The organism is Pseudomonas sp. OIL-1 (assembly GCF_010669185.1).
Taxonomy (GTDB): Bacteria; Pseudomonadota; Gammaproteobacteria; order Pseudomonadales; family Pseudomonadaceae; genus Halopseudomonas; species Halopseudomonas profundi.
In genome coordinates, this window is sequence record NZ_CP048629.1 from 2,116,090 (window position 1) to 2,142,524 (window position 26,435).

The window sequence follows — 26,435 nt, forward strand, 5'->3', positions numbered from 1 at the left end:
GATGTAAGGGTCGTCTATGGAGATTTGCCCGACTCGCTAGGCCCAAAATGCCTTATGCACTTGGGCCGCTTCTTCTTCCAGAAGCGGGCCGATGACGGTGACGTCTCTTTGCCCGGCGGCGAACACGTCACGGCAGGGCAGATCCAGTGTCGGGTTTTCGGGATGGTTGCCGGTGAGTTCCTTCAACCGCTTTTCGCTGGCGCCGTAAACGACCCGTCCTATGCCGGTCCAGTAGGCCGCTCCGGCGCACATGGCGCAGGGTTCAGCGGAGGTGAACAGCGTGCATTGCGCGAGGATCTCAGGCGGGTATGCCTTGCTGGCTCGGGTCATGAGCACGCGCTCAGCATGGCCGGTCATGTCCTTGTCGGGAAGGTAGGCATTCAGCTGCTCCATCAGCACCTTGCCCTGGGCATCCGTCAGGATCGCTGCGAAGGGGTGCACGCCCTGTGCTGCTGCGTTCTCGGCCAGCTTGAAGGTTTTGCGCAGCAGCGCAATGTCTTGCTCGGTATGACTCACGTAGGGGTTTCCTTTATTGATTTAAAAGGGTTTGGCGGTGGCCGGAAAAAGACCGGCCAGCATTCATGACTTTTTCCTGGGCAGGCTCCAGGCGAAGAAAATCTGCTGGGTCCATTGCACGCATTTGAAGAGCAAGAGGCTTACAGCCGCGAGGAAGAACAGCCCGGCAAACGCCTGGGGAATCTTGAAGAACGACGTCGAAAACTGGATGAAGTAGCCTAGCCCTTTTTCAGCGGCGACAAATTCGGCCACCACCGCGCCAATGATTGCCAGAGTGATAGCGACTTTCAGCCCACTGAAGATATGCGGAATCGCGTAGGGAATCCGGATTTGCCAGGTTTCACGGCGGGTGGGCGCGTCCAGCGATCGACTGAGTTCAATCAGTTCGGCGGGCGTTTCGTTGATGCCCGTTGCGGTTGAAACAACCAGCGGGAAGAACGTCAGCAGGCAGGTGATCAGCACTCTCGATGAATCGCCGGAGCCCATCATGACGATGATCAGCGGTGCGATGGCCACCACCGGGGTGGACTGGATGACGACCAGCACGGGGTAGAGTGTGCGGGAGAGCAGCTCGGAACGCATCATGAAGATCGCCAGTGGGATACTGATCACGATGGACAGTCCGAACCCCATCAACGCTACTCGAAGCGTTGCCCACAGATGGTCAAGCCATCGGCTCATCTCGACTTCAAAGAACGCATCGACGATGACCGAAGGCGCGGGTAAAACGTACGTCGGCAGTTCAGCGATGCGGCAAAGCGCTTCCCAGGCGAGCAGCAGGGCGATGAAGAAAATCCAGGGGGCGCAGGTGAGCAGCGCATTGCGCAGCGAGCCGTCAGGCAGCTTCTGGCTCATAGATATGCTTCCTTATGCGATCTGTCAGCTCGCTGAAGCGCGGCTGCTTGATGGTTTCCGGAGACCGTGGGCGCGGTAGATCAACGTCGATCAGATCCAGTACCGAGCCGGGGCGCTTGCTCATCACCAGTACGCGATCGGCGAGCAACACCGCTTCGGATATGGAATGGGTGATGAACAGAACCGTCTTGGGGTTCTCGTCCCAGATCTTGAGCAGGTCGAAACCGATCTGCTCACGCGTCATGGCGTCCAGTGCGGAGAACGGCTCATCCATCAACAGAATGTCCGGGTTCAACAATAAGGCCCGAACGATCCCGACCCGCTGCTGCATACCGCCGGAAAGTTCGTCCGGCATCTTCTCGGCGAAGGCTTGCAGCCCTGCCATTTCCAACAGTTCCTGTGCGCGCTTCTCATCCTCTCGGCCGTAACGGCCAAACTTGTGTTTAAGCGGGAAGAGTACGTTCTTGCGCACCGACAGCCAGGGCAGCAGAGTGGGCTTCTGGAACACAATCCCGACGTCGTCCCGCGGGCCGCTAACCTGTTTGCCGAAGACGCTGACCTTGCCCTCGCTGGGAACCAGCAGCCCGGAGACCATGCGCAATAGCGTTGACTTGCCGCATCCAGAGGGGCCGACCACCGCCACGAATTCGTGGCGGTTGATCTCGATGTCTATATTTTGAACTGCCATCGGAGCGTCTGGTGCCGGATCATAACGATGCCCGACACCATCCATCCGAACGAAGGCGCGCTCGGAGTGTTGCTTCATATCAATCTCACTCGGGAATGAAGGTACGGTTGACGACTGTTTCGGGATCCAGCGATGACTCGGCCAGCTCGTTCGCTTCAGCCACGTAGGTCCATGTCTGGGCCACGCGCTCAGGCGTCATCGCCCCCAATCCATCTGTTTCGCTGAGTTCATTGAAAACCAGCGTCATGGTGTCGCGAATCTGGGCGGCGGCCACGGCAGGGTCGACGTCCGGCACCATCTCCTGGAGATCAGCCGCGGCTTTTTCGGGGTTATCGTTGGTGAAGTGCAGCGACTTCACATAGGCCTTCATGAAGCGTTTGGCGACGTCCGGGCGATCACTGAGAAACTTGTCACTGGCAACGATCGCCGAGCTATAAAGCTCCAGACCCGCATCCGACCAGGGCAGAACCCTGATGTTTTTACCGGCGCTAGCCGCTTGAGCCTGAAAGAGCGCAGTATTGGTGACCCAGGCGATAATCGCGTCGGTGTTGCCTGTCATGAGCATCGGGCCCAGTGCGCCAGGGTCCGACTTGGTAAGGGTGACGGCATCACCGGGCATATCGTTGGCGCGCAGAACCAGGGGCATGAATGCATTAGAAGACGTGAACGGGGAGGTAGCGACTTTCTTCCCGGCGATATCAGTGATGGTCTTGATATCGCTGCTATCAAGCGTAAAGAAGGCGTGCGGCGCCTGATTGAAAATCATGTAAACCGCACTAACCGGCAGGGTGTCCTGGGCTCGGGCCGCCATGAGCGCGCCGATGTCGGCGCTCCCCATTTCTGCCTGCCCGGTAGCGATCTTGGTCAAGGCATCGGTGGAGCCGCGGCTGCTGGAAATGCTGACCTCCAGGTCCTCATCCGCAAAAAAGCCTTGCTGGACGCCAACATAGACCGGCGCTTTGTCACCCCCTGGCAGCCAATCCAGCTGAAATGTCACCTGATCGGCCGCGAGAGCCGCGCCGCTACCGGACAGGGCGATAGCTAATGTCAGAATTTTCGACGTTTTCTTCAACACGATCTTGCTCCTTGGGAGAAATAACCTGACCGATTAGGCAGGTTTCTTGTAAATGGCAAAGCAAGTACCGGGCCATGCTCATCAGTTAATGAAACTGAGCGCGAAAAGCGCGTTCGCTGCGAGATACAGGCCACCCAGCTGCATCCACCTGGGTAAGATTTGCTCAGATGCGGGGCAGCTGGTCAGTTTTGGTGCGTTCAACCTGCACCACATTGCGCGGCGGTTTGGCCTTTTTGCGACTGCGCAGGGCCTGGCGCCGGTCTGCGAGACCAACCAGCAAGATTCCCGTGGCAATCAACAAGAAACCTGCCAGATCGGTCTGCGAGGGTTGTTCACCAAGAAACCAGGCCGAGGAAACCAGGCCTACCGCTGGTATCGCAGCGGAGCTGACCGACATGCTTACTGCTGGCAGAGAGCGAATGGCCGCGACCTGGGCGGCGACGCAGATGCCCGAAGCGATCGTGCCGCTGAAGAACAACTGATATACGAAGGCGCTTTCCCATTTGATGGTGCCAACATCCTCAAACACGAGGGCAATCGGGACCAGAGCCACCACTGATACCAACAACTGCCATGGGATGAGAGCCAGCACATCGCCGTGCCAGCGATGTTTGCGCACATGGATGAGTCCGGCTGTCCATGTCAGCGTGGCGAGCAGGATAAGTCCGCCCCCGATGAGGATGCCGGGCTCATCCCAGTCCAGACTCAAGGGATCGAACACGGTGATCAGCCCGCCAAGGCCCAGTAGCACACCCGTCATCCGGGCCAGCGTGAATCGCTCGCCCAAAAACAAGGCCGCGGCGGGCACTACCCAGATCGGCGTGGTGTACGCGAGGATGGCCGCGCGGCCTGCGGGCATGAATTCCAGGCCAAGCGTGACCAGGCTGATAAACGCCATGTTCTGCAAAATGCCCACGGAAAACAGCACCGGCCAATCGGCTCTGGCGGGACGTTTCAATACACCCAGAGCCATCGCAATCGCGAACATGGTAAGGGTGCCGAGCATCATCCTCATGCAGGTAAACAGGAGCGGCGGACTGTTTTCGAGGCCGAGCTTCAGTACGGGGAAGTTCACCCCCCAGCCAATGGCAGTTACTCCAAGCAATAGATAGCCCAAACGCCATTGGTATTGCTGGGCGGGTTGCAATGTGTTGTTCATGTGATCCTGACGATGGTCGTGTGCGAGCCGCTGAAACGCCCGCGCAGCACGCTGCGCAGGCGGTGAGGGTTAAAGCCGGGTGGCGTGTTCAGTGTTCGACGCTGATGGCGCTTTCATGCCAGTTCCGCAGTGCACGATCGGAGAGCCAGACCATGATGGCGAAGAGGATGATGCCGGTCATGGTGATCAGGAACAGGGCAGCAAACATCTTGGATATCTGCAGGTTATAGCCTGATTGCAGGATCATGTAGGCGAGGCCGGCCTTCGCCCCGCCCGTGCCCGCAACGAACTCCGCTACCACCGCGCCAATCAGTGCCAGACCGCTGCTGATGCGCAGTCCGCCGAAGAAATAGGGCAGCGAGCCGGGAATCCGCAGGCGAATCAGTTCCTGCCAACGGCTGGTACGGTACATCCGGAACATGCTGAGCAGGTTCGGGTCGACGCTTCGCAGTCCAAGCGTGGTGTTGGAGATGATCGGGAACACCGCCATGATCACCGCACACACCACCAGCGCCCAGGTTGTATCGTTGATCCAGATAATGATCAGCGGCGCGATGGCGACGATCGGCGTGACCTGCATCAGAATGGCATAGGGGAAAAGGCTCATCTCGATCCAGCGGCTCTGTATGAAGAGCAGCGATGCCGCCACGCCAACGATGACCGCGATGGCGAACGCGGCGAAGGTAACGCGCAGCGTTACCCAGAGCGCCGTCAGCAATGACTGCCAGTCCTGGATCAGCGCGCCCAGTATCGCCGTCGGACCGGGAAGGATGTACTGCGGAATCTGCGCGGCGGTGACCACCGCTTCCCATAGCACCAGAAAGATCAACCCAACCCCGACCGGGGCTGCCACTCTGACGAACTGCTCGTTCTGAATAAGCGGGGCGCTCATGGCTGCTTCTCCTGTCCCATCGTGCTGGCGCGTTCGAGCGATTCAGATACCTGGCGACAGTAGCCCGCGAATTCGGTGGACACCCGGAAATCCGGTGAGCGCGGATAGGGCTGCTCTATGCGGATGTCATCAACGATGCGCCCGGGCCGTGCGGCCATGACGACCACACGGCTGGATAGATAGACTGCTTCGTAGACGCTGTGCGTCACAAAGACCACGGTCCAGCCATTCTGCTGCCAGAGCTTGAGCACATCATCGTTGAGCTTGTTCCGGGTCATCTCGTCCAGCGCACCGAAGGGCTCATCCATCAACAGCAGGTTGGGTTCGGTGACCATTGCACGGGCGATGGATGCGCGCATCTGCATCCCGCCGGAGAGTTCGCGCGGGAAGGCATTGTCGAACCCCTTGAGCCCGACCATTTGCAGTGCTTCGTCGATGCGGGCGTTGGCCTGCGGGCCGCTTTCATGTTCCAGATCGAGCGGAAGGCTGACGTTCTTGCGCACCCGGGCCCAGGGCATAAGCGTGGCGTTCTGAAACACGAACGCGAGCTTGCGACCCTTGTCGCCGACGACATCGTAGTTCTGCTCCCACCAACGTACCTGGCCAGTAGTCACGTCGCCCAGTCCGGCCATGATCCGAAGCAAGGTGCTTTTGCCGCAGCCGGAAGGGCCGAGCAAACTGACGAACTCGCCTTTTCGAATGTCCAGCTCGGCGCCCTGTAACGCGACGGTGCCGTTTGCGTAGACCTTATGAACGTCGTTTACCTGAATGATGGGACGGGGACCGCCCGGCTTTTCGGGTTCGATAGGGTCATCGACCCTTTGCATTATCGTGGCCACGCCGGGAGGCGAAACCGCGCGGGGAAATGCTGAGGAAAGGCTCATGCACAGACTCCTCTGCGCGACCGTCCCAGGACGATCGCTCAGTTGGTAAAGATAAAGGGATCACTGAAAAAGCTGGGGTTCGTCCGGCAGGAACGCCAGCGTATACACCTTTTTGATGTCGAGATCGGCGGGTATGAGTTCGGCCTTTACCATGAAATCGCGCAACGCCTGCCAGCGTGTGTCGGTCATGATGCCAACGCCGCCGGTTGCTGCGTCGCCGCCGAAGACCAGGCCGTACTCCTTCATCTTCTCGATGCCAAACGCGATCTGCTCGTCAGTCATCTCCGGGTTATCTTTTTGGATGAGCGCGTTGCCTGGAGCGGGATCGTTCATGTAACTGACCCATCCCTCCATGGTGGCCTGTACAAAGCGCTTCACCAGATCGGGGTTTTCCTTGACCAGCCTGGTGGTGGTATCGATGCTCTGCGCGTAAGGCGGATAACCATAGTCGGCCATCAGCAATATGGTGGGGGCTACGCCGCCTTTCTGCATCGCGAAGGGTTCCGAGGTGATGTATCCCTGCTGCACCACAGAGGTGTCGGCCAGGAAGGGCGCTACGCTGAAGGTGTAGGGGCGAGCCATGGAGTCGTCATAGCCATATTCCGCTTTCAGCCAGGGCCAGAAGCTGGTGTGGGCATTGGATGCAATATAGACGTCCATATCTTGACTCTTGATCTCTTCCAGCGACTTCACATCAGGGTGTGCCAACAGCGCTTGCGGGTCGCTCTGGAAGGTCGCGGCAACCGTCACCACCGGTAAGCCTTCCTGTACCGCCTTCACGTTGGCCATCGGGTAGCCCATGATGATGTCACGGCGACCGCTGACCAGAAGCTGCATACCATTGACTTGCGGGCCACCCATCTCAATGGACACATCGAGGCCGTGTTTCTCATAGATGCCGGTAGCCTTCGCCTGGTAGAAGCCACCGTGTTCGGCCTGGGCGTACCAGTTGGTGCCAAAGACGATTTTATCGAGCTCCGCGGCAGAAACCGTACCTGCCGCCAGGCTTCCCGCTAGCGTTAGCGCCCCGGCGAGAAAGGAGAAACGGCGTGCGGCGTGAGTAACAACATTGGGTCTTCCTGAGGTCATGAGTTTGCTCCACTTGATCTCTTGATCGGCTGTGTTCGTAACATGACGGTGGGCTGGATCGGCTCCAATAACCTGACCATCAGTTCAGGTTTCTGTAGCAAGCGCTGTGCCAGACAAGCAGACCCGCGAATAGAGCGCATCGGGGCGTGTCTGTACAGGCGCAGGCGCACTGACATGGAACACTTCAGCTGCAACATGCACCGCCGCAGACCGCGTGGAACCCTCTGCTATCAATACGCTGACGAAGTGGACTGCATTGGTTTTCAGGCCGCTGGCGCTGAAGCGACGAGTTACCCAGCTTTTCAAAACTGGCACGCATCATGAATACCTGACCAACTGGACAGAACACATTTGGTTCGTGCCAACAGAGGAGCATGACGTGCAAGCACAACCTGAATCCCAGGGAGGTACTCTCCCAATTATCGATTTATCACCGTTGCGCGGCGGATGCGTCAGCGAAGCCTCGAAGGTGGGGGGCGCGTTGCGCCAGGCCTGCTTGCATACCGGATTCTTCTACGTCAGCGGGCATGGTATTGAGCAGGCCCTGATTGAGCGGGTGTTCGCCGCGTCGAAAGCCTTCTTCGACCAGCCTCTGGCTGAGAAGCATGCGGTGGACAAGTTGCGTTCTTCCGCCAATCGCGGCTACGAACCCCTGGGCGGGCAGACCCTGGAGCCGGGCTCGCTGCCAGACTTGAAAGAAGGTTATTACATCGGCGAGGAGGTGCCGGCTGATGACCCACGGGCGCTGGCGGGCACCTTCAATACGGGGCCTAACCAGTGGCCCTCGGATGTGCCGGACTTCCAACCAGCCATGACAACCTACTATCAGGCTCTGCTCGGCCTGAGTGCGCAGATCATGAGCGGCTTGGCACTGTCGCTTGGCTTGCCTTCGACTTATTTCGAGGACTTTTGCACCGATCCGCTGGCCACGCTTCGCTTGCTGCACTATCCGCCACAGCCGGCCAAGCCGCTGCCCGGTGAAAAGGGCTGTGGCGCGCATACAGATTTTGGCGGGATTACTATTCTGCTATTGGATGACAAGCCGGGTCTGCAGATCTGGAATGCCGCTTCGGCCAGTTGGCTTGATGCCAAGCCAGTGCCGGGCACCTTCGTGGTGAACCTGGGCGACATGATCGCGCGCTGGACCAACGACCGTTATCGCTCCACCTTGCACCGGGTTATCAACACGTCCGGCGAGGAGCGCTATTCAGTGCCGTTCTTTTTCAGCGGTGCACTGCAGCATGAGGTGCGCTGTCTGCCAGGGTGCCTGGAGGCGGGCGAAACGCCTCGGTATCCGCCCGTCACTGTCGAGCAACATTTACGCGAGATGTACCGGAGAACCTATGCGTGAACCAACCATCGTTCTGATTCATGGCGCCTGGGCGGGAAGCTGGATATGGGACCCAATCAGACCCATGTTGGACGCCTCCGGAATCCGCGTGTTGACGCCCGACATGCCCGGCAGCAGCGCGCACCCTGCAGAGGGCGATCAGTTGTCACTACGGAGCTGCGTCGATCACGTGCTGGAATGTTGTGCAGACGTCGGAGGACCTCTTTTTTTGCTTGGCCATTCCGGTGGGGGCGTCATCGCCACTCAGGCGGCCGAAGCGATCAGTGAACGGGTTATCGGGGTGATCTACGTTGCAGGGATGATGCTTCCGTCCGGGCTGGGATTCGCCGAATTGACTGCCGGACTACGTCGGGAGATTCCTGAGGCCGCGGGCATCACGCCCTTTCTCGAATGGTCAGCCGATCGACAGACGTCCCGTGTTCCATTGAATGCCGCGCGCGAGATATTTCTACAGGATCTGCCCGAGGAGGCTGCCTTTGCTGCCGCGGGGAAACTCGGTGCGCAGCCAGAGGGGACTCGCGCGATGATTCCCCATTGGACCGAAGAGCGCTTCGGACGACTTGCGCGCCTGTATGTGGAGGCGCGCAAGGACCGTTCAGTCATCCTTGCCGCCCAGCGCCGTATGCAACAACTTGTGCCCGGCGCACATGTGGCAAGTCTGGATACCGGGCACGTGCCCCAGGCATCCGCCCCGCGGGCACTTGCCGATGTCATTTTCTCGTTCATAGCGCAGCAATGTTCCCGCGTGGACGTTCAACAAGACCACACCACGCCGGTTTCCGCCGGCCCTCAGGATTACCTATGACCCAGACTCTGCTTTTGAAAAACGCCTCCGTCGTAGCAACCATGGACGAGACGTACCGGGAACTGAAGAACGCGTCGATATTCATCCGCGGCAATCGTATCGAGTCGGTGGGCGCCGCAGCCGAGCTTCCCGCAACTGCCGATACCGTGATCGATCTGGCTGGTCACGTGGTCATACCGGGCCTGATCAATACCCATCACCATATGTTTCAGTCGCTTACCCGCGTGCTGCCCGCAGCGCAGGACGCCGAGCTGTTTGACTGGCTGACTGCGCTGTTCCCGGTATGGTCGCGGCTGACGCCGGAAATGGCCCGCGCCGCGACGCGTACGGCGGTAGCCGAGTTGATGCTCAGCGGATGCACGACGGCGATGGACCAGGCGTACCTCTATGTCAACGGCATCCAGCTGGAAGACAGCATCCAGGCTGCCAACGAGATGGGCATTCGCTTCCACGCCGGACGCGGCGCCATAAGCCTGGGGCAGAGCAAAGGCGGGTTGCCACCGGACTCGCTGGTGGAAGCCGACGAGAATGCAATTCTCAGCGACATGCAGCGCGTTATTGAAGCGCATAACGATGCAGCCCCCGACGCTATGACCCGCGTGGTCGTCGCGCCTTCCTCGCCGTTCACCGTGACCCGCGAGCTGATGGTCGAGACCGGCAAGCTGGCCCGTGCCTACGGCGTCGGCATGCATACCCATACGGCGGAAAACCGCAAGGACGTCGATTTCTGCAGAGAGGTCTACAACATGACGCCTGCCGAATATGCCCAGGAGGTAGGCTGGGTGGGTGAAAACACCTGGCATGCCCACTGCGTGAAGCTGGATGACGCCGGCATCGCCCTGTTTGCGCGTACCGGCACGGGCGTTGCGCATTGTCCCTGCTCCAATATGCGGCTTGCTTCCGGTCTGGCGCCGATCAGAAAGATGCGTCAGGCGGGGGTGAAAGTCGGTCTCGGGGTGGACGGTAGCGCCTCGAATGACAGCAATAATCTGCTCGATGAAGCACGCCAGGCGATGCTTTCGGCACGCGTGCGGGATGAGGATCCGGGCGCGATGACCGCGCGCGAAGCGCTCGAGCTTGCCACCCGGGGCGGGGCAGAAGTGTTGGGGCGCAGCGATGCCTTGGGCCGTATCCAGGCGGGTTATTGCGCAGATATCGTGGCGTTTCGTACTGATGATATTGCCATGGCGGGTGCGCAGACCGATCCCCTGGCCGCGCTGGTATTCTGCACACCGCCACGGGTGGCCTACAGCATTATCAACGGCCGGCTGGTAGTGGAGCGGGGTGAATTGCTGACCGGGGAATTGCCCACATTGATCGAAGATCACAACCGCCTGGCAGCCGAGCTGATTGGTTGAGCGGGCTGGCCCTTGTTGCGCCAGGGCGCGACAAGGGCTCGCAGGCTATGCCCCAGGCTGGCGGTGGGCGTAGGTGGCGTTGAGTCTGGCCGCGAGATATTCACCGCAGGTGACCGGCGGGTACTTCGGCTCTGCATTGGGCACAACATCGCGGGGATCAACAATCGCGTCGGGGTCCACTTCCAGGAAGAAAGCGATGGAGTAGCGTTCACGCTTCGGCGGACGCACCCGATGCGGAGTGGACACATAGATGTCGTTGCTCCAGCGCATCAGGCAGTCGCCGATATTGCACACATAGGCGCCGGGGACATAGGGCGCTTCGATCCACTCGTTCTGACGGGTCAGTACCTGCAAACCGGCGACCTCGTCGGTGGCTAACAGGGTGATGTTGCCATAGTCCGTGTGTGCACCGGCTCCGGCATCTTCCCGCGCCTCCTTGTGGGCACTGGCCGGGTAACGTAGCAGGCGCAGCGTGGCAACGGGCTCGGCCAGATGTTCTTCGAAGTGCGTTTCAGTCAGCCCCAGGTCGATACTGAAACCTTTATGTAGCAGCCGGCCCAGTTCGAGGCAATCATTGAAATACGTCAGCATCCGGTCCCGCCACTGCGCAAGCTCCGGCCAGAAGTTGACGCCGCGAAAGGGTTTGCCGGCCACCACGTCTGGATGATCGGCAGCGAACTCTGTGCCGATATTGAAGGCCTCTTTCATGTCTGCCCCGGCCCGCGGATTCAGCCGCTCATCGGCCATCGCGACGTAACCACGGTTGTGCGGGGACAGCTTGATGGACATGGCTTGCTTGTCTCGAAGCGAGAGTTCGAACAGCTGTCGGGCATCGCCGAACGCACGCTGGATGCGCTCTGCAGGTATCCCATGATCCACAACATAAAAGAAACCGACTTCACGGCAGGCGCGGCCCAGTTCAGCGGCAACCCTGGCACGGTCGGCGGGATCAGGGCTATTCAGGCCTGCGACAGAAATGATGGGTAGCGATTGCATCGATTAGTCCCCGAGCATGGTTGATTTGAGATGTGATATGTCGCGGCAACGCTCAAATAGCGCCAGGCCGTGCGCCTGCGCCTCAAGGATGACTTCGCGTTCATTCAGGCGCGTCGTCTGCCCATCGGCGATCAGTTGTCGACCATCGACCCAGACGCTGGCGACGTTCTGACTGCCCGCAGCAAACACCAGGTTCCACAGCACATTGCCGCCCTGGGCATCGACCTGCGCCGGCGTCATGTTGGGCATGCCCAGATCAAGCAGCAGCAGATCGGCACATTTGCCGACTTCCAGCGAGCCGATGTCGCTGTCCAGCCCCAGCGCGCGGGCGCCGTTGATGGTGGCCATGCGCAGCATCTGATCGGCCGGCAGCACGGTAGCGTCCAGTCGCGTGGCTTTCTGGATGAGTGAGGCGAACTTCATTTCCTCGAACAGGCTCAGGCTGTTGTTGCACACCGGTCCGTCCGTCCCAAGCCCGACGGTGATGCCGGCGGCCAGCATCTCGGGCACGCGGGCGACACCGCTGGCGAGCTTGGCGTTGCTGATGGGGCAATGCGCGATAGCGGTACCGGTATCGGCGACACGGCGGATTTCATCGTCATTCAGCCACACACAATGGGCCAGCAGGGTGCGCTCGCCGAGGATGCCGTAGTGATCCAGCTGCGCGATCGAGCGGCGGCCGAAGTGCTGCTCGACCGCCTGGTCTTCCTCGCGTTGCTCGCAGGCATGGGTGTGGATGCCGACGCCATAATCGCGCTGCGCTTGTAAGGCCTGGGCATAGGCATCGGCGGTGCAGTAGAAGAGGTGCTCGAGCCCCATCCATACCTGAATGCGGCCGTTCTGGCTGCCGTGGTGGCTGTGGATCAGGGCGTGATTTTCGGTCAGGCTAGCGAAGAAATCCTTGCCTGGCGCATCGGCCACATAGGGAGCGAGGTTCACCCGCAGCCCCACTTCATCAGCGGCCTCGGCGCAGCGGTGCATGAAGCGGTACATGTCCATCACGCAGGTGGTGCCGCTTTTCAGGGCTTCCAGATAACACAGCCGCGCGGAATGGAATGCGTACTCTTCGGTCAGGGCACGGTGCTCAAGCTGGTAGTAGGGCAGCCATTCCATCAGCTGCATGTTTTCCGTGACGCCACGCATCAGGCTCGAATGCGAGTGGCAGTCAATCAGCCCGGGCAGCAATGCGTGCCCGCTGGCGTCGATCACCGGCATGCCGGGCGGCACCTGTATCGCCTCGGTGGTGCCGAGCGATGCGATACGGCCTTGCTGCACAATCAGCGTGCCGCGCGGGATGACCCTGTCGGCGGGGTCGACGGTAAAGATGGCTGCATTGGTGATCGCAAAACTGTTCATTGTTGCTCGCTTCCATGCACGTTCATGGGGTCAAGTCCGGGGTGGTTCCAGGCCGCAGCCGCGCAGGATCACCTGGGTTAAAAAGTCGGCCGCATGATCGAAATCGAGCTTCTCGTATTCGGCTTTGTTTTCCACCATCAGGATCTGTATCTGGAAGTCGGCGTAGTGTTGGGTGGATGACCAGATCAGGAAGATCAGCTGCACCGGGTCGACCTTTGCCATGCGGCCTTCATCTACCCATCGCTGGATCACAGTGGCTCGCCCGCGGACCCAGTCGCGCATGGTGCCGCGCAAATGGTCCATCAGAAACGGCGCGCCCTGGATGATCTCCAGCGCGAACAGACGGGAAGCCAGAGGGTGTGTACGTGACAGCTCAACCTTGGTACGAATGAAGGTAGCCAGTGCTGTGGCGGGGTCGTCTTCCGGCGACACCGAGCTGAATACTGCATTCCAGCGCGTCATGATGTCGTCGAACATGGCGCTGTAGATTTCGTTCTTGTTGCTGAAGTAATACAACACGTTGGATTTCGGCAGCTCTGCCCGTTCGGCAATGTTTTGTATCGTCGCACCGCGAAAACCGTGCTGGGCAAACTCCTTCTCCGCGGCAGCCAGGATGATTTCGCGGTTGCGTTCGCGAATGCGCCCGGGGCGATAGGTTTTTGTTCGAGTTCGGGTTCGGCTCTGGGTGCTCATACCTGTCTCGTCACTTTTTATGCGGTAGGGAGCTCGACGGTAGCCGAACTCCCTGACTTGATCAAAAGTGCAGCTTGATCAGGGCGCTTGTGGCGCTTTCGGTGTCCATTACGGCATCACCCAGGCCGTACTTGTTGTTCCAGTAGGAGTACTCGATGCCGGCATAGAGAACACGCGGATTATTGAAGTAGTTGCCAATATCCAGTTTCAGCTGCGGGTTGAAGTGAAGCTCGGACTCGTGGTCGTCTGCTGAGGTTGACCAGTCCATGTAACCGTCAAGCAGCACGCGGTGAGGACCGAACTCCATAGGCGCGCCCCAGACGACGGTCAGCTGATAGTCATTGTCCGTTTCGCTATTGTTGACGTGATAGGCCCGGGTGCCGAAGTACTGCAAGCCCGGAATATTCCAGTCCAGACCGAGACCCAACAAGTAGTTATTGACGTCGGCTCCGCCGCCCAGTTCGTATTGACCGGACAGGGTCACGTCCTTGATCAAGCCGTAGCTCAGGTCATTGCCGGTCAGCCAGCCGAGGCTGATATTTGGCGCGAATTCGCCATACAAGTCATCGTTATCCTGGCTGCTGCCGTGGCCTTGGTTGCGATCGAAGAAAAAGAAGGTGCTGCCCCAGTTGTGGCCAGTGGCGTTCTCAAAAGTGAAGTAGGTGTCGGTGCGTTGCTGCCGGCCGAAGGCCTCGTAATCATCACTGTAAAGCACGGATATGCTCGAGTCGGAGAAGAACTTCTCGGCTTGAGCAGCAGGGATGAAGGAGGCTGCGACGCAGACTGCCAGCAACGTTTTCTTCAGTACTTTCATGGTCATATCCTTGATGTGGTTGTTTCTTCTGGTTGGCACAGGGGTACTACAGCTCACTTGCTTGGCCGATAGGGCTGGCCGATGGATAAAGGGGTGTTCAGTCGCGTGCGCGCCGGATTGCATGACAGCAGCACCAGCACGGCGATCGTCACGAGGTAGGGCAGCATCGCCAGTAGCTCGGTGGAACTGCGCCAGCCGAGACCCTGCAGTACCAGATGCAGAATGCTCGCGGCGCCGAACAGGTAGGCTCCGAGCAACACGCGCTCGGGTTTCCAGGTGGCGAACACCACCAGTGCCAGGGCAATCCAGCCGCGCCCTGAGGTCATGTTCTCGGTCCACATCGGGGTGTAGGCCAGCGATAGATAAGCACCTGCCAGGCCGGCCATGCCGCCGCCGAAGGCCACCGCCAGGTAACGCACCGCGAGCACGCGCATGCCATTGGCGTTGGCCGCTTCGGGTGATTCACCCACGGCCCGCACAATCAGGCCGCCGCGGGTGTAGCGCAGGAACACGAATACCAGCACGAACAGGACCAGCGAGAGGTACACCAGCAGGTCCTGGCGAAACAGCACCGGCCCCAGCACCGGGATGTCGGACAGATAGGGAATGGCAATCTTCGGGAAGCCGGAGATGGATTGGCCGACATAGCTGCTGCCGATGAAGGCGCTCAGGCCGGTGCCGAAGATGGTCAGCGCCAGACCGGCGGCGTACTGATTGGCTGCCAGGGTAACGGCCATCAGCGCGAAGAGCATCGACATGACAATCCCGGCAAGGATGGCCACCAGCACGCCGACGGCCAGGCTGCCGCTGGTGACAGCGGCGATAAAGCCCATCACCGCGCCCATCAGCATCATGCCTTCCTGGCCGAGATTAAGTACGCCGGAGCGTTCGCACACCAGTTCGCCGAGGGCCACCAGCAAGAGGGGCGTGCCGGCAATGATGGTCGCGGCGAGAATATTGGTGATCAGTAGCGTATCCATGTCAGGCCTCCTGCCCGATTGCCGCGCTCGGCAGCGGACGACGCAGGCGCAGGCGGTAGTGGATGAAGGCATCGCAGGTCAGCAGATAGAACAGCAACAGCCCCTGGAACAGACCGGTAATGGCCTTGGGCATGTTCATGGCGATCTGCAGCATTTCGCCGCCCATGAAGGTGAGGGCAAGCAGGGCGCTGGCGAGGATGATGCCCACCGCTTGCATGCGGCCCAGGAACACCACGATGATCGCCGTGTAGCCGTAACCCGGGGACACCTGCGGGATCAGCTGGCGAATGGGGCCGGATACTTCCGAGGCCCCGGCCAGGCCGGCAAGACCGCCAGCGATGAGGAAGGCCAGCCAGATCAACCGGCGCTCACCGAAGCCGGCGAAGGCAGCGGCGCGGCTATCCTGCCCCAGCACGTTGAGCTGAAACCCGATGAAGGTCCGCGTGAAGAGCACACCGACTGCCACGGCGGCGAACAGCGCGAACAACAACCCGATATGCAGGCGGGTCCCGTCGATCAGCTGCGGCAACAGTGCAGAGGCTGCAAACATCTCGGATTGAGGAAAGCCGAAGCCCATCGGATCGCGTAGCGGACCGTGCACTGCATAGAGCAGCAGGTTCAACGCGATGTAGTTGAGCATGATGGTGGTCAGGATTTCGTTGCAGTGAAACCGCGTCTTCAATACAGCTGCCAGCCAGGCCCATAGCGCGCCCGCGATAATGCCGGCACCCAGCACCACCGGCAGTACCCAGAAACCGGTGGCGTCGCTCAATTTGAGCGCTGCCACCGAAGCCCAGAGCGCACCCATCACAAACTGGCCTTCAGCGCCGATGTTCCAGATGCGCGTGCGGTAGCAGACCGTCAGCCCCGCCGCGCAGAGCAACAAAGGCGCCATTTTTAGACCGAGTTCGGCCCAGCCGTGTGTATCGCTCAGAGGGACCAGAAAAAAGAAGCCGAGGGCGGCCAGTGGGTCCTTACCCAGGGCCCAGAACAGCACCAGACCGGTAAGGATAGTGAGCAGCAACGCCAGTACCGGCGAGCCCCACTGCATCAAGCGCGAATCGACCGCGCGCCGTTCAAGCGACAGCATGTGTCACCTCCGCGGCCGACGGAGCGGTACCAGCCCGCGGGAATTCCCCGGCCATCCATTGCCCGAGCTGCTCGATGCCCAGCTCACTGGTGGGCACCAGCGGCGACAGGCGACCGCTGCACAGCGCGCCCATGCGGTCACATAGCTGATATAGCTCGTCCAGATCTTCGGAGATCAGCAGCACAGCTGCGCCCTGATCGCGCAAGCGTATGAGTGCTTCGTGGATGGCTACTGCGGAGCCGACGTCCACGCCCCAGGTCGGATGCGACGCGACCATCAGGCGCGGCTGTTGCAGCGCTTCACGGCCGATGATGAATTTTTGCAGGTTGCCACCGGACAGGCTGGCCGCCGTGCTATCGATGCCCGCGCTGCGCACATCGAAGCGCTCACGGATATGCGCGGCGTATTCGCGGACCTTGGCACTGCGCACCCAGCCGCGCTTGACCAGTCCGCGGCCATAGGCTGTCAGCAGTGTGTTGGCGACCAGTGACATGCCTGGAACGGCGCCACGCCCGAGGCGTTCTTCCGGCACGATGGCCACCCCGGCCTGACGGCGCTGGGCGGGGCCGGCCTGGCCAATATCTTTTCCGGCAATGGATAAACAGCCCGCTTCGCTGCGTCGCTCTCCGGACAATGCACGGAGCAGCTCATCCTGACCGTTGCCCGCGACCCCGGCGATGCCGACAATCTCGCCGGCGCGCAGCTCCATATCGATAGCATCGAGACTGGTGCCGAAGGGGTCCATGGTGGGATGACTAAGCTTGCGCACACTGAGCAGCACGTCCCCAGGCTGGGATGGCGTGGCCTGCGTGGAAAGTGGGGTGTCGCTGCCGACCATCATCCGCGCGATGTCATCTACCGACACCTCGGAGGGCACACAGGATCCGGTTACCTTCCCGCCGCGCATGACGGTGGCCTTGTGGCACAGATCGCGGACTTCCTGCAATTTGTGGCTGATAAACAGAATGCTGCAGCCCTCCGCAGACAGCTGACGCAGGGTGCGGAACAGTACCTGCACCTCCTGCGGCGTCAGTACCGAGGTAGGTTCATCCAGGATGAGCAAGGCGCTCTGCTGAATCAGGCAGCGGACGATTTCGACGCGCTGGCGCTCGCCGATCGACAGATTGGAAACATGCCGCCGCGGATCCAGCGCCATCCCATAGCGGGTGGATACCTCCCGGATCCGCGCCTCCAGCTTGCGGGTGTTCCTCGCTTCGCTTGCTGGCAGACTTAATGCGATATTTTCCGCGACGGTCAGGGTTTCAAACAGGGAGAAGTGCTGAAAGACCATCCCCACGCCGATGTCACGTGCGTGCCGCGGCCCCTGAACCTGGGTGGGCTTGCCGTTCCAGATGACTGTCCCTTCATCTGGCTGAACGACGCCGTAGATAACCTTCATCAAGGTGCTTTTGCCTGCGCCGTTTTCCCCTAGCAGCGCATGTATCTCGCCGGCCGCGACGGTGAGATGAACACCGTCGTTCGCCCGGCATCCGGGATACTGCTTGACGATGTTCACTAATTCCAGACGCGCGGTACTCGCCATCTTCACACCCTTAGCCTCAAATTAACTGACCAGATAATCAACATTTGGCTAAAAGCAAATTGCTTGCCAACAGCGTTATATCGTCAAAAGAATCTGTTTTCAGACTAAGTGGTCAGCTTTTTGCAGAGGTTAGGGTGATTCTCCCGCCACCCTTGCGGAACCTAGGGGCGCCAAGCGGCGTAACACTTCACGATCTCGGGATCCGGAGACAACAGTGATCGAATTTTATCTGAACGGGCAACCAGAACTCCTTGAAGGAGTTGACCCAAATCTGAGCATTCTGGAATGGCTTCGCACCAGAAAGCGGCTCACAGGCACCAAAGAGGGCTGCGCCTCGGGTGATTGTGGAGCCTGCACGGTGCTGCTCGGTACGCCGGGCGAAGATGGCGAAACGCACTATCAGAGCATTAATAGCTGTATTGCTCTGATAGGCAGCCTGCACGGACGCCATCTGGTCACGGTGGATGCTCTGCGCGATGAACCGGCGCACCCGGTGCAAGCGGCCATGGTCGAGTGTCATGGCTCGCAATGCGGCTTTTGTACGCCGGGCTTCATCATGTCGATGGTCGGGCTGCACCGCGAGGTGACAGTGGAAGGGCGCGATTGTGATCAGGAGCATCTGATCGAAGCGCTGGCCGGTAACCTCTGCCGCTGTACCGGGTACCGACCCATCATCGAAGCCGGACGCCAGTCGATCATCGACAACTCGGCAGCCTGGGAAGGCGATGCCCTGTTTGTGAACGCTGCGCAGGAGCCTGCCGGCGCGCAATCGGTGTCCCTGAACGATGCATCGGGCCGCACCTTTCATGCACCGGTATCGCTGGCTGAACTGCGTGAGCTGCTGGCGGAAAATCCTGCGGCGCGCCTGATGGCCGGCACCACCGATCTGGCGCTGGAAATCACCCAGCAGCTTCTCGATGTGCCGCATCTGGTGGCGGTGGAGCGGGTGCCGGAGCTGCAGCGTCTGAGCAGAACCGAATCCGTGCTTGAGATTGGCGCGGCGGTGACCTTTACCCGTATGGCTGATTTGCTGGTAGGCGATTGGCCGGCATTCGGCCCGCTGCTGGACCGTCTGGCCTCCTTGCAGATACGTAACCGCGGCACACTCGGCGGCAACATTGCCAATGCCTCGCCGATCGGCGACATGCCGCCGCCGTTGCTGGCGCTGGGCGCCGAACTGGTGCTGGACAGCGCCGAGGGCGAACGCCGCGTGGCGCTGGATGAGTTTTTCCTTGGCTATCGCAAGACCGCGCTGCGCCCGCAGGAATTCATTCGCAGTGTGCAAATCCCGACGCCGGCGCAGGACGATCGACTGTTTATCTACAAAGTTTCCAAACGGCTGGATGACGATATCTCCGCCGTGCTTGGTGCCTTCTGGTTCCGCTTTGCGGGCAATCAGATCGTCGATTGCCGGCTGGCCTATGGCGGCATGGCTGCGACGCCCAAGCGTGCGCAGTCCGCCGAAGCCGCGTTGCGCGGTCAGGCTTTTGATGAGGCTGCCGTCAGCGCTGCAATCAACGCGCTGGCGCAGGACTTCATGCCGCTATCCGATGCGCGGGCTTCGTCCGACTATCGGAGCCAGATTGCCGGCAATCTGCTGCGCCGCGCGCTGCTGGAACACCGCGCCGGCGTCAACGCCCAACCTCTGCTTTCGGTGACCCATCATGCGTAGACTCCCAAGCGAAACCGCTCATCAGCCAGCGGTGGCGACCGGTCTGGCAGGGCAGAGCGCCCTGCACGACAGCGCCTGGAAACACGTGCGCGGCGAGGCCCGCTACATTGATGACCTGCCCGAGCCGGAGGGTTTGTTGCACGCCGCGGTAGGCCATGGCCAGCACGCCCATGCACGCATTGTGTCGATGGATCTGAGCGCGGTGCGTAGCTACCCGGGCGTGGTTGCTGTGGTAACGGTCGACGACGTACCCGGCCATACCGATATCGGTCCGGTGTTCCCCGGCGATCCGGTGCTGGCCGGCGAGCTTGTCGAGCATGTTGGCCAGCCGATCTTTGCAGTGGCCGCAACCAGCCACATCGCAGCACGCAAAGCGACGCGCCTGGCGAAGGTTGAATACGAACTGCTCGAGCCAGTACTGACCATCGACAAGGCCCTTGAGCAGGCATTTTTTGTTCGTCCTACCAACACCCATCTGCGCGGCGATCCCGACCAGGCGCTCGCTGCAGCACCGCATCGGCTGCAAGGCCAGCTGGAGGTGGGCGGCCAGGAGCACTTCTATCTGGAAAGCCAGGCCTGTCTGGTTGAGCCAACCGAAGATGGCGGCATGTTCGTGCATACCTCCAGCCAGCATCCTTCCGAGGTGCAGAAGCTGGTCGCAGAAGTGCTGGGCCTGCCGATTCATGCGGTGCAGGCTGAGGTACGGCGGATGGGCGGCGGTTTTGGCGGCAAGGAAACGCAGGCCGCGGCGCTCGCCTGCGTCGCCTCGCTGCTGGCGCATGTCACCGGCAAGGCGATCAAATATCGCCTGTCGCGCGCCGATGACATGGTGCAGACGGGCAAGCGCCATGATTTTTTCAACACCTACGATCTGGGTTTCGATGATCAGGGCGTGATACGCGGCGCCGATATCATGGTCGCCGGACGCTGTGGTTATTCACCGGATCTGTCCGATGCCATCGTCGACCGCGCCATGTTCCATGCGGACAACGCCTATTTTCTGGTTCAGGCGCGGGTGACCGGCCACCGCTGCAAGACCCATACGGTGTCCAACACCGCGTTCCGCGGTTTCGGCGGGCCGCAGGGAATGATGATCATCGAGAAGGCCATGGATGACGTCGCCCGCTATCTGCGTCTTGATCCTCTGGAAGTGCGCAAGCGCAACCTGTATGGCGAGGGCCGGGACACCACCCATTACGGTCAGCAGATCGAGCAGCACGTGCTGGCCGAGCTGATCGGTCAGCTGGAATCCAGCTCGGATTATCAGGCGCGGCGTGAGCAGATCAGTGCGTTCAACGCCCAGAGCCCGGTACTTAAACGCGGGCTGGCGCTCACTCCGGTCAAGTTCGGCATTTCCTTTACCGCCACGCACCTGAACCAGGCTGGCGCGCTGGTGCACATCTATACCGACGGCAGTATCCACATCAACCATGGCGGCACCGAAATGGGCCAGGGGCTCTACATCAAGATTGCCCAGGTCGTCGCCTCGGCGTTTCAGGTGGATGTGAGCTGCGTCGCCGTCTCGGCCACACGGACCGACAAGGTGCCCAACACATCGCCGACCGCCGCTTCTTCAGGCAGCGATCTCAACGGGATGGCGGCGCTGGATGCCTGCGAGAAGATCAAGGCCCGACTGGTGGAATTCGCCGCGGAGCATTGGTCATGCAAGACCGGTGACGTGCGCTTCGAGAATAACGAAGTGGTCATGGCTGAGCAGCGGGTCAGTTGGGGGACCTTCGTCCGCACCGCCTATATGAACCGTATCTCGCTGTCCTCGTCCGGGTTTTACGCCACGCCGAAGATTCATTTCGATTACGCCAAAGGGCATGGCCATCCCTTTCTGTACTACGCCAACGGCGCTGCGTGCTCGGAAGTGCTGGTTGACACCCTGACCGGTGAATACAAGGTCACCCGCGTGGATATCCTGCATGACGTGGGGCAATCGCTTAATCCGGCCATTGATATTGGGCAGATCGAGGGCGGCTTCATTCAGTGCATGGGCTGGCTGACCACTGAAGAGCTGGTGTACAGCCCCGAAGGCCGGCTGATGACGACCGGACCAGCCACCTACAAGATCCCGGCGATATCCGATACGCCCGCCGATTTCCGCGTTCAGTTGCTGGAGAATAGCCCGAACACCGAGGCGACCATTTTCCGCTCCAAAGCCGTGGGCGAACCGCCTTTCATGCTGGGCATCTCGGTCTGGTGCGCACTGCGCGATGCGGTGGCCAGCCTGACCGATTACCGCTTTAGTCCGCCGCTGGATACGCCGGCCACACCTGAGCGGATGCTCGGCGCGGTGAACGCGGCGCAGAGCTGGCTGGCAGCGAAACAGGAGGACCTGTAATGGACAAGCGCATGCCCTGGTATCAGGCCGTCGCCGACTGTGAGGCGCGCGGCGAGCCCTACGTGCTGGTGACTGTTCTGGGTGTAGCGGGCTCGGTGCCGCGCGAGCCGGCCAGCAAAATGGTCATTACCGGCGAACATAGCTACGACACCATCGGCGGTGGCCATCTGGAGTTCCAGATCATGGCCCGCGCGCGCGAGCAACTTGCCGCGCACCGCTATGAAACGCAGCTGCAACACTTTCCGCTCGGCGCGAGTCTTGGGCAGTGTTGCGGCGGCAGCGTTTCGGTATTGCTTGAGGGGCAGCCCGGGAGTGAGGCGCGCCTGGTGGTATTTGGCGCAGGCCATGTGGGCCGTGCGCTGATGACCATCCTGGGGCAACTGCCCTGGCAGGTCGTCTGGGTCGACTCCCGGGCCGACGCCTTCCCGGAGGCCGCGACGTTGCCCGCCAACGTGCGGCAACACCTGACGGACGATCCTGTTGGCGACGCCAAAGCACTGTGCGCCGGCAGCCACGTGCTGATCCTGACGCACAACCATCAGCTGGATTACGACCTGTGCCGCGCACTGCTGGATGCAGGCGACGCAACCAGCATCGGCTTGATCGGCTCGCAGACCAAGGCCGAACGCTTCCGGCTGCGCCTGGAACACCGAGGCTATACAGCAGCGCAGATCGCTTCGATCCGTTGTCCGGTTGGGCGCAGCGATGTGCCCGGCAAGCGGCCAATGGAGGTCGCGGTATCCATTTGCGCAGAGTTGCTGTCGCTGGCGGCGACCGACCAGCCCAAAACCAGACGGCGCGGCGTCAAATGGAACGAGCTGAAGGCGTTGCTGCCGAGCTCTGAAAATACATCCCCGACTCAGCCTGTGGAGGCGCAATGACCCTTGAAGAACTTAACCAGCTGCCCGCCGAAGCGGCGCTGACCCTGTTTCGCGATTGCTGTGCGGCGGACGCCTGGGCGCGACCAATGGCCGAGATGCGACCGTTTCAATCGATAGAGTCGTTGCACAGCGCCGCTCACTCACTGTGGCCGTCCTTGACCGAAGCTGACTGGCTGGAAGCATTCGAGGCGCACCCCAAGATCGGCGACATCAAGAGTCTGCGCAGTAAATACGCCAGCACCGAAGCGATGGCGAGTGGCGAACAGTCCGGTGCCCAGTCCGCCCCTGAACAGGTTCTGATGCGTCTGAAAGAGGGCAACGAAGCCTACGAAGAGAAGTTCGGTTTCATCTTCATTGTCTGCGCCACCGGCAAGAGCGCCCAGGAAATGCTCGCGCTGCTTGAGGCTCGCCTGCCCAATAGCCGGGAAGCGGAAATCGACATTGCCGCTGCCGAGCAGGCAAAAATTACCCATATTCGATTGGACAAACTGCTATGAGCAAAAGCCCCATCACCACTCATATTCTGGATCTCGGTAGCGGACGGCCTGCCGCCGACGTGCGCATCGTGCTGGAACGCCAGGGCGAAGCAGGCTGGGAGCAGATCGCCAGCGCCGTGACCAATCAGGACGGCCGCGTCACAGATGGTTTTGGCGACACAGTTTCAGCAGGCATCTACCAGCTCACCTTCGACACCGAGGGGTATTTCGCTGCCCAGGGCAAGGAGTGCTTCTATCCTTTCGTGACCATCAGTTTCCGACTTGGCGATCCGGCGGCGCATTATCACGTGCCGCTATTGCTGAATCAGTGGGGCTATTCAACGTACCGGGGTAGCTGATGAGCGTAGCGACGATTCCAGCGCAACCCTTCCCGAAGGGTTGCACCGCAGTGCGGGGACCGCTGCTGCATTTTCTTGCCGAACCCGGATTGGGTGTGCCCGACCCGACCAGCTATGAATACCTGAACGATGGATTGCTGATCATTGCCGACGGTTGCGTTCTGGCGGTCGGGGAAGCCGAGCGGTTGCTTGCACAGCTGCCGGCCGGCAGTACGGTCGATCATTGGCCGGACAGTCTTATCGTGCCCGGCTTCATCGATACTCACGTGCATATGCCGCAACTGTCTGTCATGGCAAGTTACGGCACGCAATTGCTCGACTGGCTGGAAACCTACACCTTTCCGGCGGAGGCGCGCTTTGCCGATGGTGATTGGGCAACGGAGCGGGCTGAATTGTTTGTCGACCTGCTGCTGGCGCACGGCACCACCTCCGGGCTGGTCTTCAGCACCTCGCACGAAGTCGCCACCGAAGCCCTGTTCACCGCTGCCCATTCGCGCAATATGGCTGTCACTGCCGGCAGGGTGATGATGGACCGGCACGCCCCGGATGGCGTGCGCGATACCGCCGAAACAAGCTATATCGAGAGCCGCCGACTGATTGAACGCTGGCATGGCACTGGCCGTCAGCGCTACGCCGTTACCCCGCGTTTTGCTGCCACCTCAAGCTCCGAGCAGCTGGCGCTGGCTGGTCGGCTGCTGGCGGAAAACCCCGGCGTGTTGATGCAGACCCACTGGGCCGAGAATCACGCCGAGATTGCCTGGATCAAGGAGCTGTTTCCGGAATGCGAAAGCTATCTGGACGTTTACGATCACTTTGCTCTGCTCGGGCCGACCAGCGTGCTCGCCCACGGTATCCATATCGATGACCGGGATCGCCAACGCCTGCGGGAAACCGGTACGCGCATCGCCTTCTGCCCGACCTCCAATACCTTTCTCGGCAGTGGCCTGTTCGATCTGGCCAGCGCGCGGGCGGCGGGGGTGAGCGTGGGGCTGGCATCGGACGTGGGCGGTGGCACCAGCCTGTCGATGCTGGCCACCATGGCTGAAGCCTACAAGGTATGCCAGCTGCGCCAGCAGTCGCTGAATCCATTCCAGGCCTTCTATATGGCCACGCTTGGCAACGCCGAGGTGCTGCATCAGGCCGATCAGACCGGCAATCTGCAACCCGGCAAGTACGCTGATTTTCTGGTCCTCAACCGCACCGCCAGCCCGATGCTGAGGATGAAAGCCACAGCGGCCGGCGATCTGCAGGGCATCCTGTTTGACCTGATGATCCTCGGCGATGACCGCGCCATCCAGCGCACCTATGTTGCCGGCCAGTGCCGGTACGATCGTGATACTGCACAAGGAGTTGTACTGAATGCATGCGTATCTGGCTGAGTGGCTGAGTCTGATCATCCGCTGGTTTCATGTGATTGCCGGCGTAGCCTGGATCGGCGCCTCGTTTTATTTCATCTGGCTGGACAACCATCTGCGCGAACCGCCGCAATGGAAGAAGGACAAGGGCATCAAGGGTGACCTGTGGGCCATCCACGGCGGCGGCATCTATGAGGTTGCCAAGTACCAGCTTGCGCCGGAGAAAATGCCCGGCGAGCTGCACTGGTTCAAGTGGGAGGCCTACAGCACTTTTATCAGCGGCATGGCGCTGCTGTTTGCAGTGTATTACTTCGGCAATCCAGGCTATCTGATCGACACCAGTAAGGCGGCGTTGAGCGCGGGCGAGGCGATCGCCATCGGGCTCGGCACGCTGGCCGTGGTCATGCTGGTGTACGAGACGTTGATTCGCAGCCCGCTGGCCCGGCACGGTATGGCCTTCGGCGCAGTGCTTTATGGCCTGCTGGTGCTGGTTGCCTGGGGCCTGTTTGAAGTGTTCGCCGGGCGCGGTGCATACATCCATGTAGGCGCAGTAGTCGGGACAATCATGGTCGCCAACGTCTTTCTCGGCATCATGCCGGCGCAACGCGCGCTGGTTGATGCCATCGAGAAGGGTCAGGAGCCGGGTGCCCGCGTCGCGCAACTCGCCGCACGTGCCAAGCTGCGGTCGGTGCATAACAACTACATGACGCTGCCGGTCATCTTCATCATGATCAGCAACCACTATCCGATGTTGTATAGCCACGCCCACGGCTGGGCGATTCTGGCGGCGATCGGTTTCATCACGGCCTTCGCCCGGCATTTTTTCAATCTGCGGCATCACGGCATTACGCGTCCGTCGATTCTCGTCATCAGTGCGTTATTGACGGTGATACTGATCTGGCTCGTTGCTCCGACGCGCGATGCAACGGACGGATCAACTGGCGGCAGCGTCAGCGACGACAGGGTCATGTCGCTGCTCAATAATCATTGTGTGGCCTGCCACAGTACTGCTCCGGCGCATCCTGCATTCCAGGCACCGCCCGCCGGAATAGTGCTCGATCAACTGGCAGCACTCAGGCAGCACGAGGCCAAGGTGCGTCAATCTGCGGTGGAGACGCATTACATGCCGCTGGGTAACGTAACGGGGATGACTGACGAGGAACGCGGCGAACTGGGACAGTGGTTGAGCGATAACAGGTAG

General features: G+C 60.6%; 25 protein-coding genes. 10 read left to right on the forward strand and 15 right to left on the reverse strand.

Annotated features, from left to right (window positions below; genetic code table 11):
* Positions 1–36 precede the first annotated feature (36 nt).
* The 8 genes from G3M63_RS09875 to G3M63_RS09910 form a co-directional block, all read right to left on the reverse strand.
* On the reverse strand, positions 37–516 hold the full coding sequence (locus G3M63_RS09875; protein WP_150301997.1) for a nucleoside deaminase: 480 nt from the start codon (positions 514–516) through the stop codon (positions 37–39).
* 63 nt (positions 517–579) lie between these two features.
* Positions 580–1,371, reverse strand: coding sequence for an ABC transporter permease (locus G3M63_RS09880; protein WP_150301996.1), 792 nt, complete (start codon positions 1,369–1,371; stop codon positions 580–582).
* On the reverse strand, positions 1,352–2,104 hold the full coding sequence (locus G3M63_RS09885) for an ABC transporter ATP-binding protein (protein WP_306110148.1): 753 nt from the start codon (positions 2,102–2,104) through the stop codon (positions 1,352–1,354). The genes G3M63_RS09880 and G3M63_RS09885 overlap by 20 nt, the downstream gene beginning before the upstream one ends.
* 40 nt (positions 2,105–2,144) lie before the next feature.
* Positions 2,145–3,134: an ABC transporter substrate-binding protein gene (locus G3M63_RS09890; RefSeq protein WP_218573595.1), complete on the reverse strand. Its 990-nt coding sequence runs from the start codon at positions 3,132–3,134 to the stop codon at positions 2,145–2,147.
* Between the two features lie 163 nt (positions 3,135–3,297).
* Positions 3,298–4,293 (reverse strand): DMT family transporter, encoded by a 996-nt coding sequence (locus G3M63_RS09895; RefSeq protein ID WP_163982921.1) that lies wholly within the window; start codon positions 4,291–4,293, stop codon positions 3,298–3,300.
* Between the two features lie 88 nt (positions 4,294–4,381).
* The gene (locus G3M63_RS09900) at positions 4,382–5,185 is read right to left on the reverse strand and encodes an ABC transporter permease (protein WP_150301977.1); all 804 of its coding nucleotides are present in this window, start codon (positions 5,183–5,185) and stop codon (positions 4,382–4,384) included.
* Complete coding sequence (locus G3M63_RS09905; protein ID WP_256669762.1) at positions 5,182–6,069, reverse strand: ABC transporter ATP-binding protein; 888 nt, start codon at positions 6,067–6,069, stop codon at positions 5,182–5,184. Before G3M63_RS09905 ends, G3M63_RS09900 begins: the two co-directional genes overlap by 4 nt.
* A 60-nt stretch (positions 6,070–6,129) precedes the next feature.
* Positions 6,130–7,158 carry an ABC transporter substrate-binding protein gene (locus G3M63_RS09910; protein WP_163982923.1) on the reverse strand — a complete coding sequence of 343 codons (1,029 nt, stop codon included), beginning with the start codon at positions 7,156–7,158 and terminating at the stop codon, positions 6,130–6,132.
* Between the two features lie 379 nt (positions 7,159–7,537).
* Between G3M63_RS09910 and G3M63_RS09915 the strand changes: the two genes are divergently transcribed.
* From G3M63_RS09915 to G3M63_RS09925, 3 genes are read left to right on the forward strand one after another with little or no spacing between them, the layout of a single operon-like run.
* On the forward strand, positions 7,538–8,509 hold the full coding sequence (locus G3M63_RS09915) for an isopenicillin N synthase family oxygenase (protein ID WP_163982925.1): 972 nt from the start codon (positions 7,538–7,540) through the stop codon (positions 8,507–8,509).
* The gene (locus G3M63_RS09920; protein WP_163982927.1) at positions 8,502–9,314 is read left to right on the forward strand and encodes an alpha/beta fold hydrolase; all 813 of its coding nucleotides are present in this window, start codon (positions 8,502–8,504) and stop codon (positions 9,312–9,314) included. Before G3M63_RS09915 ends, G3M63_RS09920 begins: the two co-directional genes overlap by 8 nt.
* Entirely contained in the window at positions 9,311–10,672 is a 1,362-nt protein-coding gene (locus G3M63_RS09925) for an 8-oxoguanine deaminase (RefSeq protein ID WP_163982929.1), read from the forward strand. The genes G3M63_RS09920 and G3M63_RS09925 overlap by 4 nt, the downstream gene beginning before the upstream one ends.
* 45 nt (positions 10,673–10,717) lie before the next feature.
* Here the strand turns inward: G3M63_RS09925 and G3M63_RS09930 are convergent, their stop codons facing one another.
* The 7 genes from G3M63_RS09930 to G3M63_RS09960 form a co-directional block, all read right to left on the reverse strand.
* Complete coding sequence (locus tag G3M63_RS09930) at positions 10,718–11,668, reverse strand: isopenicillin N synthase family oxygenase (protein WP_163982931.1); 951 nt, start codon at positions 11,666–11,668, stop codon at positions 10,718–10,720.
* Between the two features lie 3 nt (positions 11,669–11,671).
* Positions 11,672–13,024: an amidohydrolase family protein gene (locus G3M63_RS09935; RefSeq protein ID WP_163982933.1), complete on the reverse strand. Its 1,353-nt coding sequence runs from the start codon at positions 13,022–13,024 to the stop codon at positions 11,672–11,674.
* Between the two features lie 30 nt (positions 13,025–13,054).
* A complete protein-coding gene (locus G3M63_RS09940; RefSeq protein WP_163982935.1) occupies positions 13,055–13,717 on the reverse strand; it encodes a TetR/AcrR family transcriptional regulator in 663 nt (220 codons plus the stop codon).
* Positions 13,718–13,778: 61 nt separating this feature from the next.
* Positions 13,779–14,531: an outer membrane protein OmpK gene (locus G3M63_RS09945; protein WP_163982937.1), complete on the reverse strand. Its 753-nt coding sequence runs from the start codon at positions 14,529–14,531 to the stop codon at positions 13,779–13,781.
* 53 nt (positions 14,532–14,584) lie between these two features.
* Positions 14,585–15,511 (reverse strand): ABC transporter permease, encoded by a 927-nt coding sequence (locus G3M63_RS09950; RefSeq protein ID WP_163982939.1) that lies wholly within the window; start codon positions 15,509–15,511, stop codon positions 14,585–14,587.
* A 1-nt stretch (position 15,512) separates the two neighbouring features.
* Positions 15,513–16,601: an ABC transporter permease gene (locus G3M63_RS09955; protein WP_163982941.1), complete on the reverse strand. Its 1,089-nt coding sequence runs from the start codon at positions 16,599–16,601 to the stop codon at positions 15,513–15,515.
* Positions 16,588–18,144, reverse strand: coding sequence for an ABC transporter ATP-binding protein (locus G3M63_RS09960; RefSeq protein ID WP_163982943.1), 1,557 nt, complete (start codon positions 18,142–18,144; stop codon positions 16,588–16,590). Before G3M63_RS09960 ends, G3M63_RS09955 begins: the two co-directional genes overlap by 14 nt.
* Before the next feature lie 214 nt (positions 18,145–18,358).
* Here G3M63_RS09960 and xdhA point away from each other — a divergent pair, with 214 nt between their 5' ends.
* Genes xdhA through G3M63_RS09995 form a run of 7 tightly spaced genes read left to right on the forward strand, consistent with a single transcriptional unit; the run spans position 18,359 to position 26,435 of the window.
* Positions 18,359–19,816, forward strand: a complete 1,458-nt coding sequence (gene xdhA, locus G3M63_RS09965; protein WP_163982944.1) for a xanthine dehydrogenase small subunit — start codon at positions 18,359–18,361, stop codon at positions 19,814–19,816.
* Positions 19,809–22,163 (forward strand): xanthine dehydrogenase molybdopterin binding subunit, encoded by a 2,355-nt coding sequence (xdhB, locus tag G3M63_RS09970; protein ID WP_163982946.1) that lies wholly within the window; start codon positions 19,809–19,811, stop codon positions 22,161–22,163. The genes xdhA and xdhB overlap by 8 nt, the downstream gene beginning before the upstream one ends.
* Positions 22,163–23,044, forward strand: a complete 882-nt coding sequence (xdhC, locus tag G3M63_RS09975; protein ID WP_163982948.1) for a xanthine dehydrogenase accessory protein XdhC — start codon at positions 22,163–22,165, stop codon at positions 23,042–23,044. The genes xdhB and xdhC overlap by 1 nt, the downstream gene beginning before the upstream one ends.
* Positions 23,041–23,541 (forward strand): 2-oxo-4-hydroxy-4-carboxy-5-ureidoimidazoline decarboxylase, encoded by a 501-nt coding sequence (gene uraD / locus G3M63_RS09980; protein ID WP_163982950.1) that lies wholly within the window; start codon positions 23,041–23,043, stop codon positions 23,539–23,541. Before xdhC ends, uraD begins: the two co-directional genes overlap by 4 nt.
* The gene (gene uraH, locus G3M63_RS09985; RefSeq protein WP_163982952.1) at positions 23,538–23,879 is read left to right on the forward strand and encodes a hydroxyisourate hydrolase; all 342 of its coding nucleotides are present in this window, start codon (positions 23,538–23,540) and stop codon (positions 23,877–23,879) included. The genes uraD and uraH overlap by 4 nt, the downstream gene beginning before the upstream one ends.
* Positions 23,879–25,258, forward strand: coding sequence for a guanine deaminase (gene guaD / locus G3M63_RS09990; RefSeq protein WP_163982954.1), 1,380 nt, complete (start codon positions 23,879–23,881; stop codon positions 25,256–25,258). The genes uraH and guaD overlap by 1 nt, the downstream gene beginning before the upstream one ends.
* A complete protein-coding gene (locus G3M63_RS09995) occupies positions 25,239–26,435 on the forward strand; it encodes a urate hydroxylase PuuD (RefSeq protein ID WP_163982956.1) in 1,197 nt (398 codons plus the stop codon). The genes guaD and G3M63_RS09995 overlap by 20 nt, the downstream gene beginning before the upstream one ends.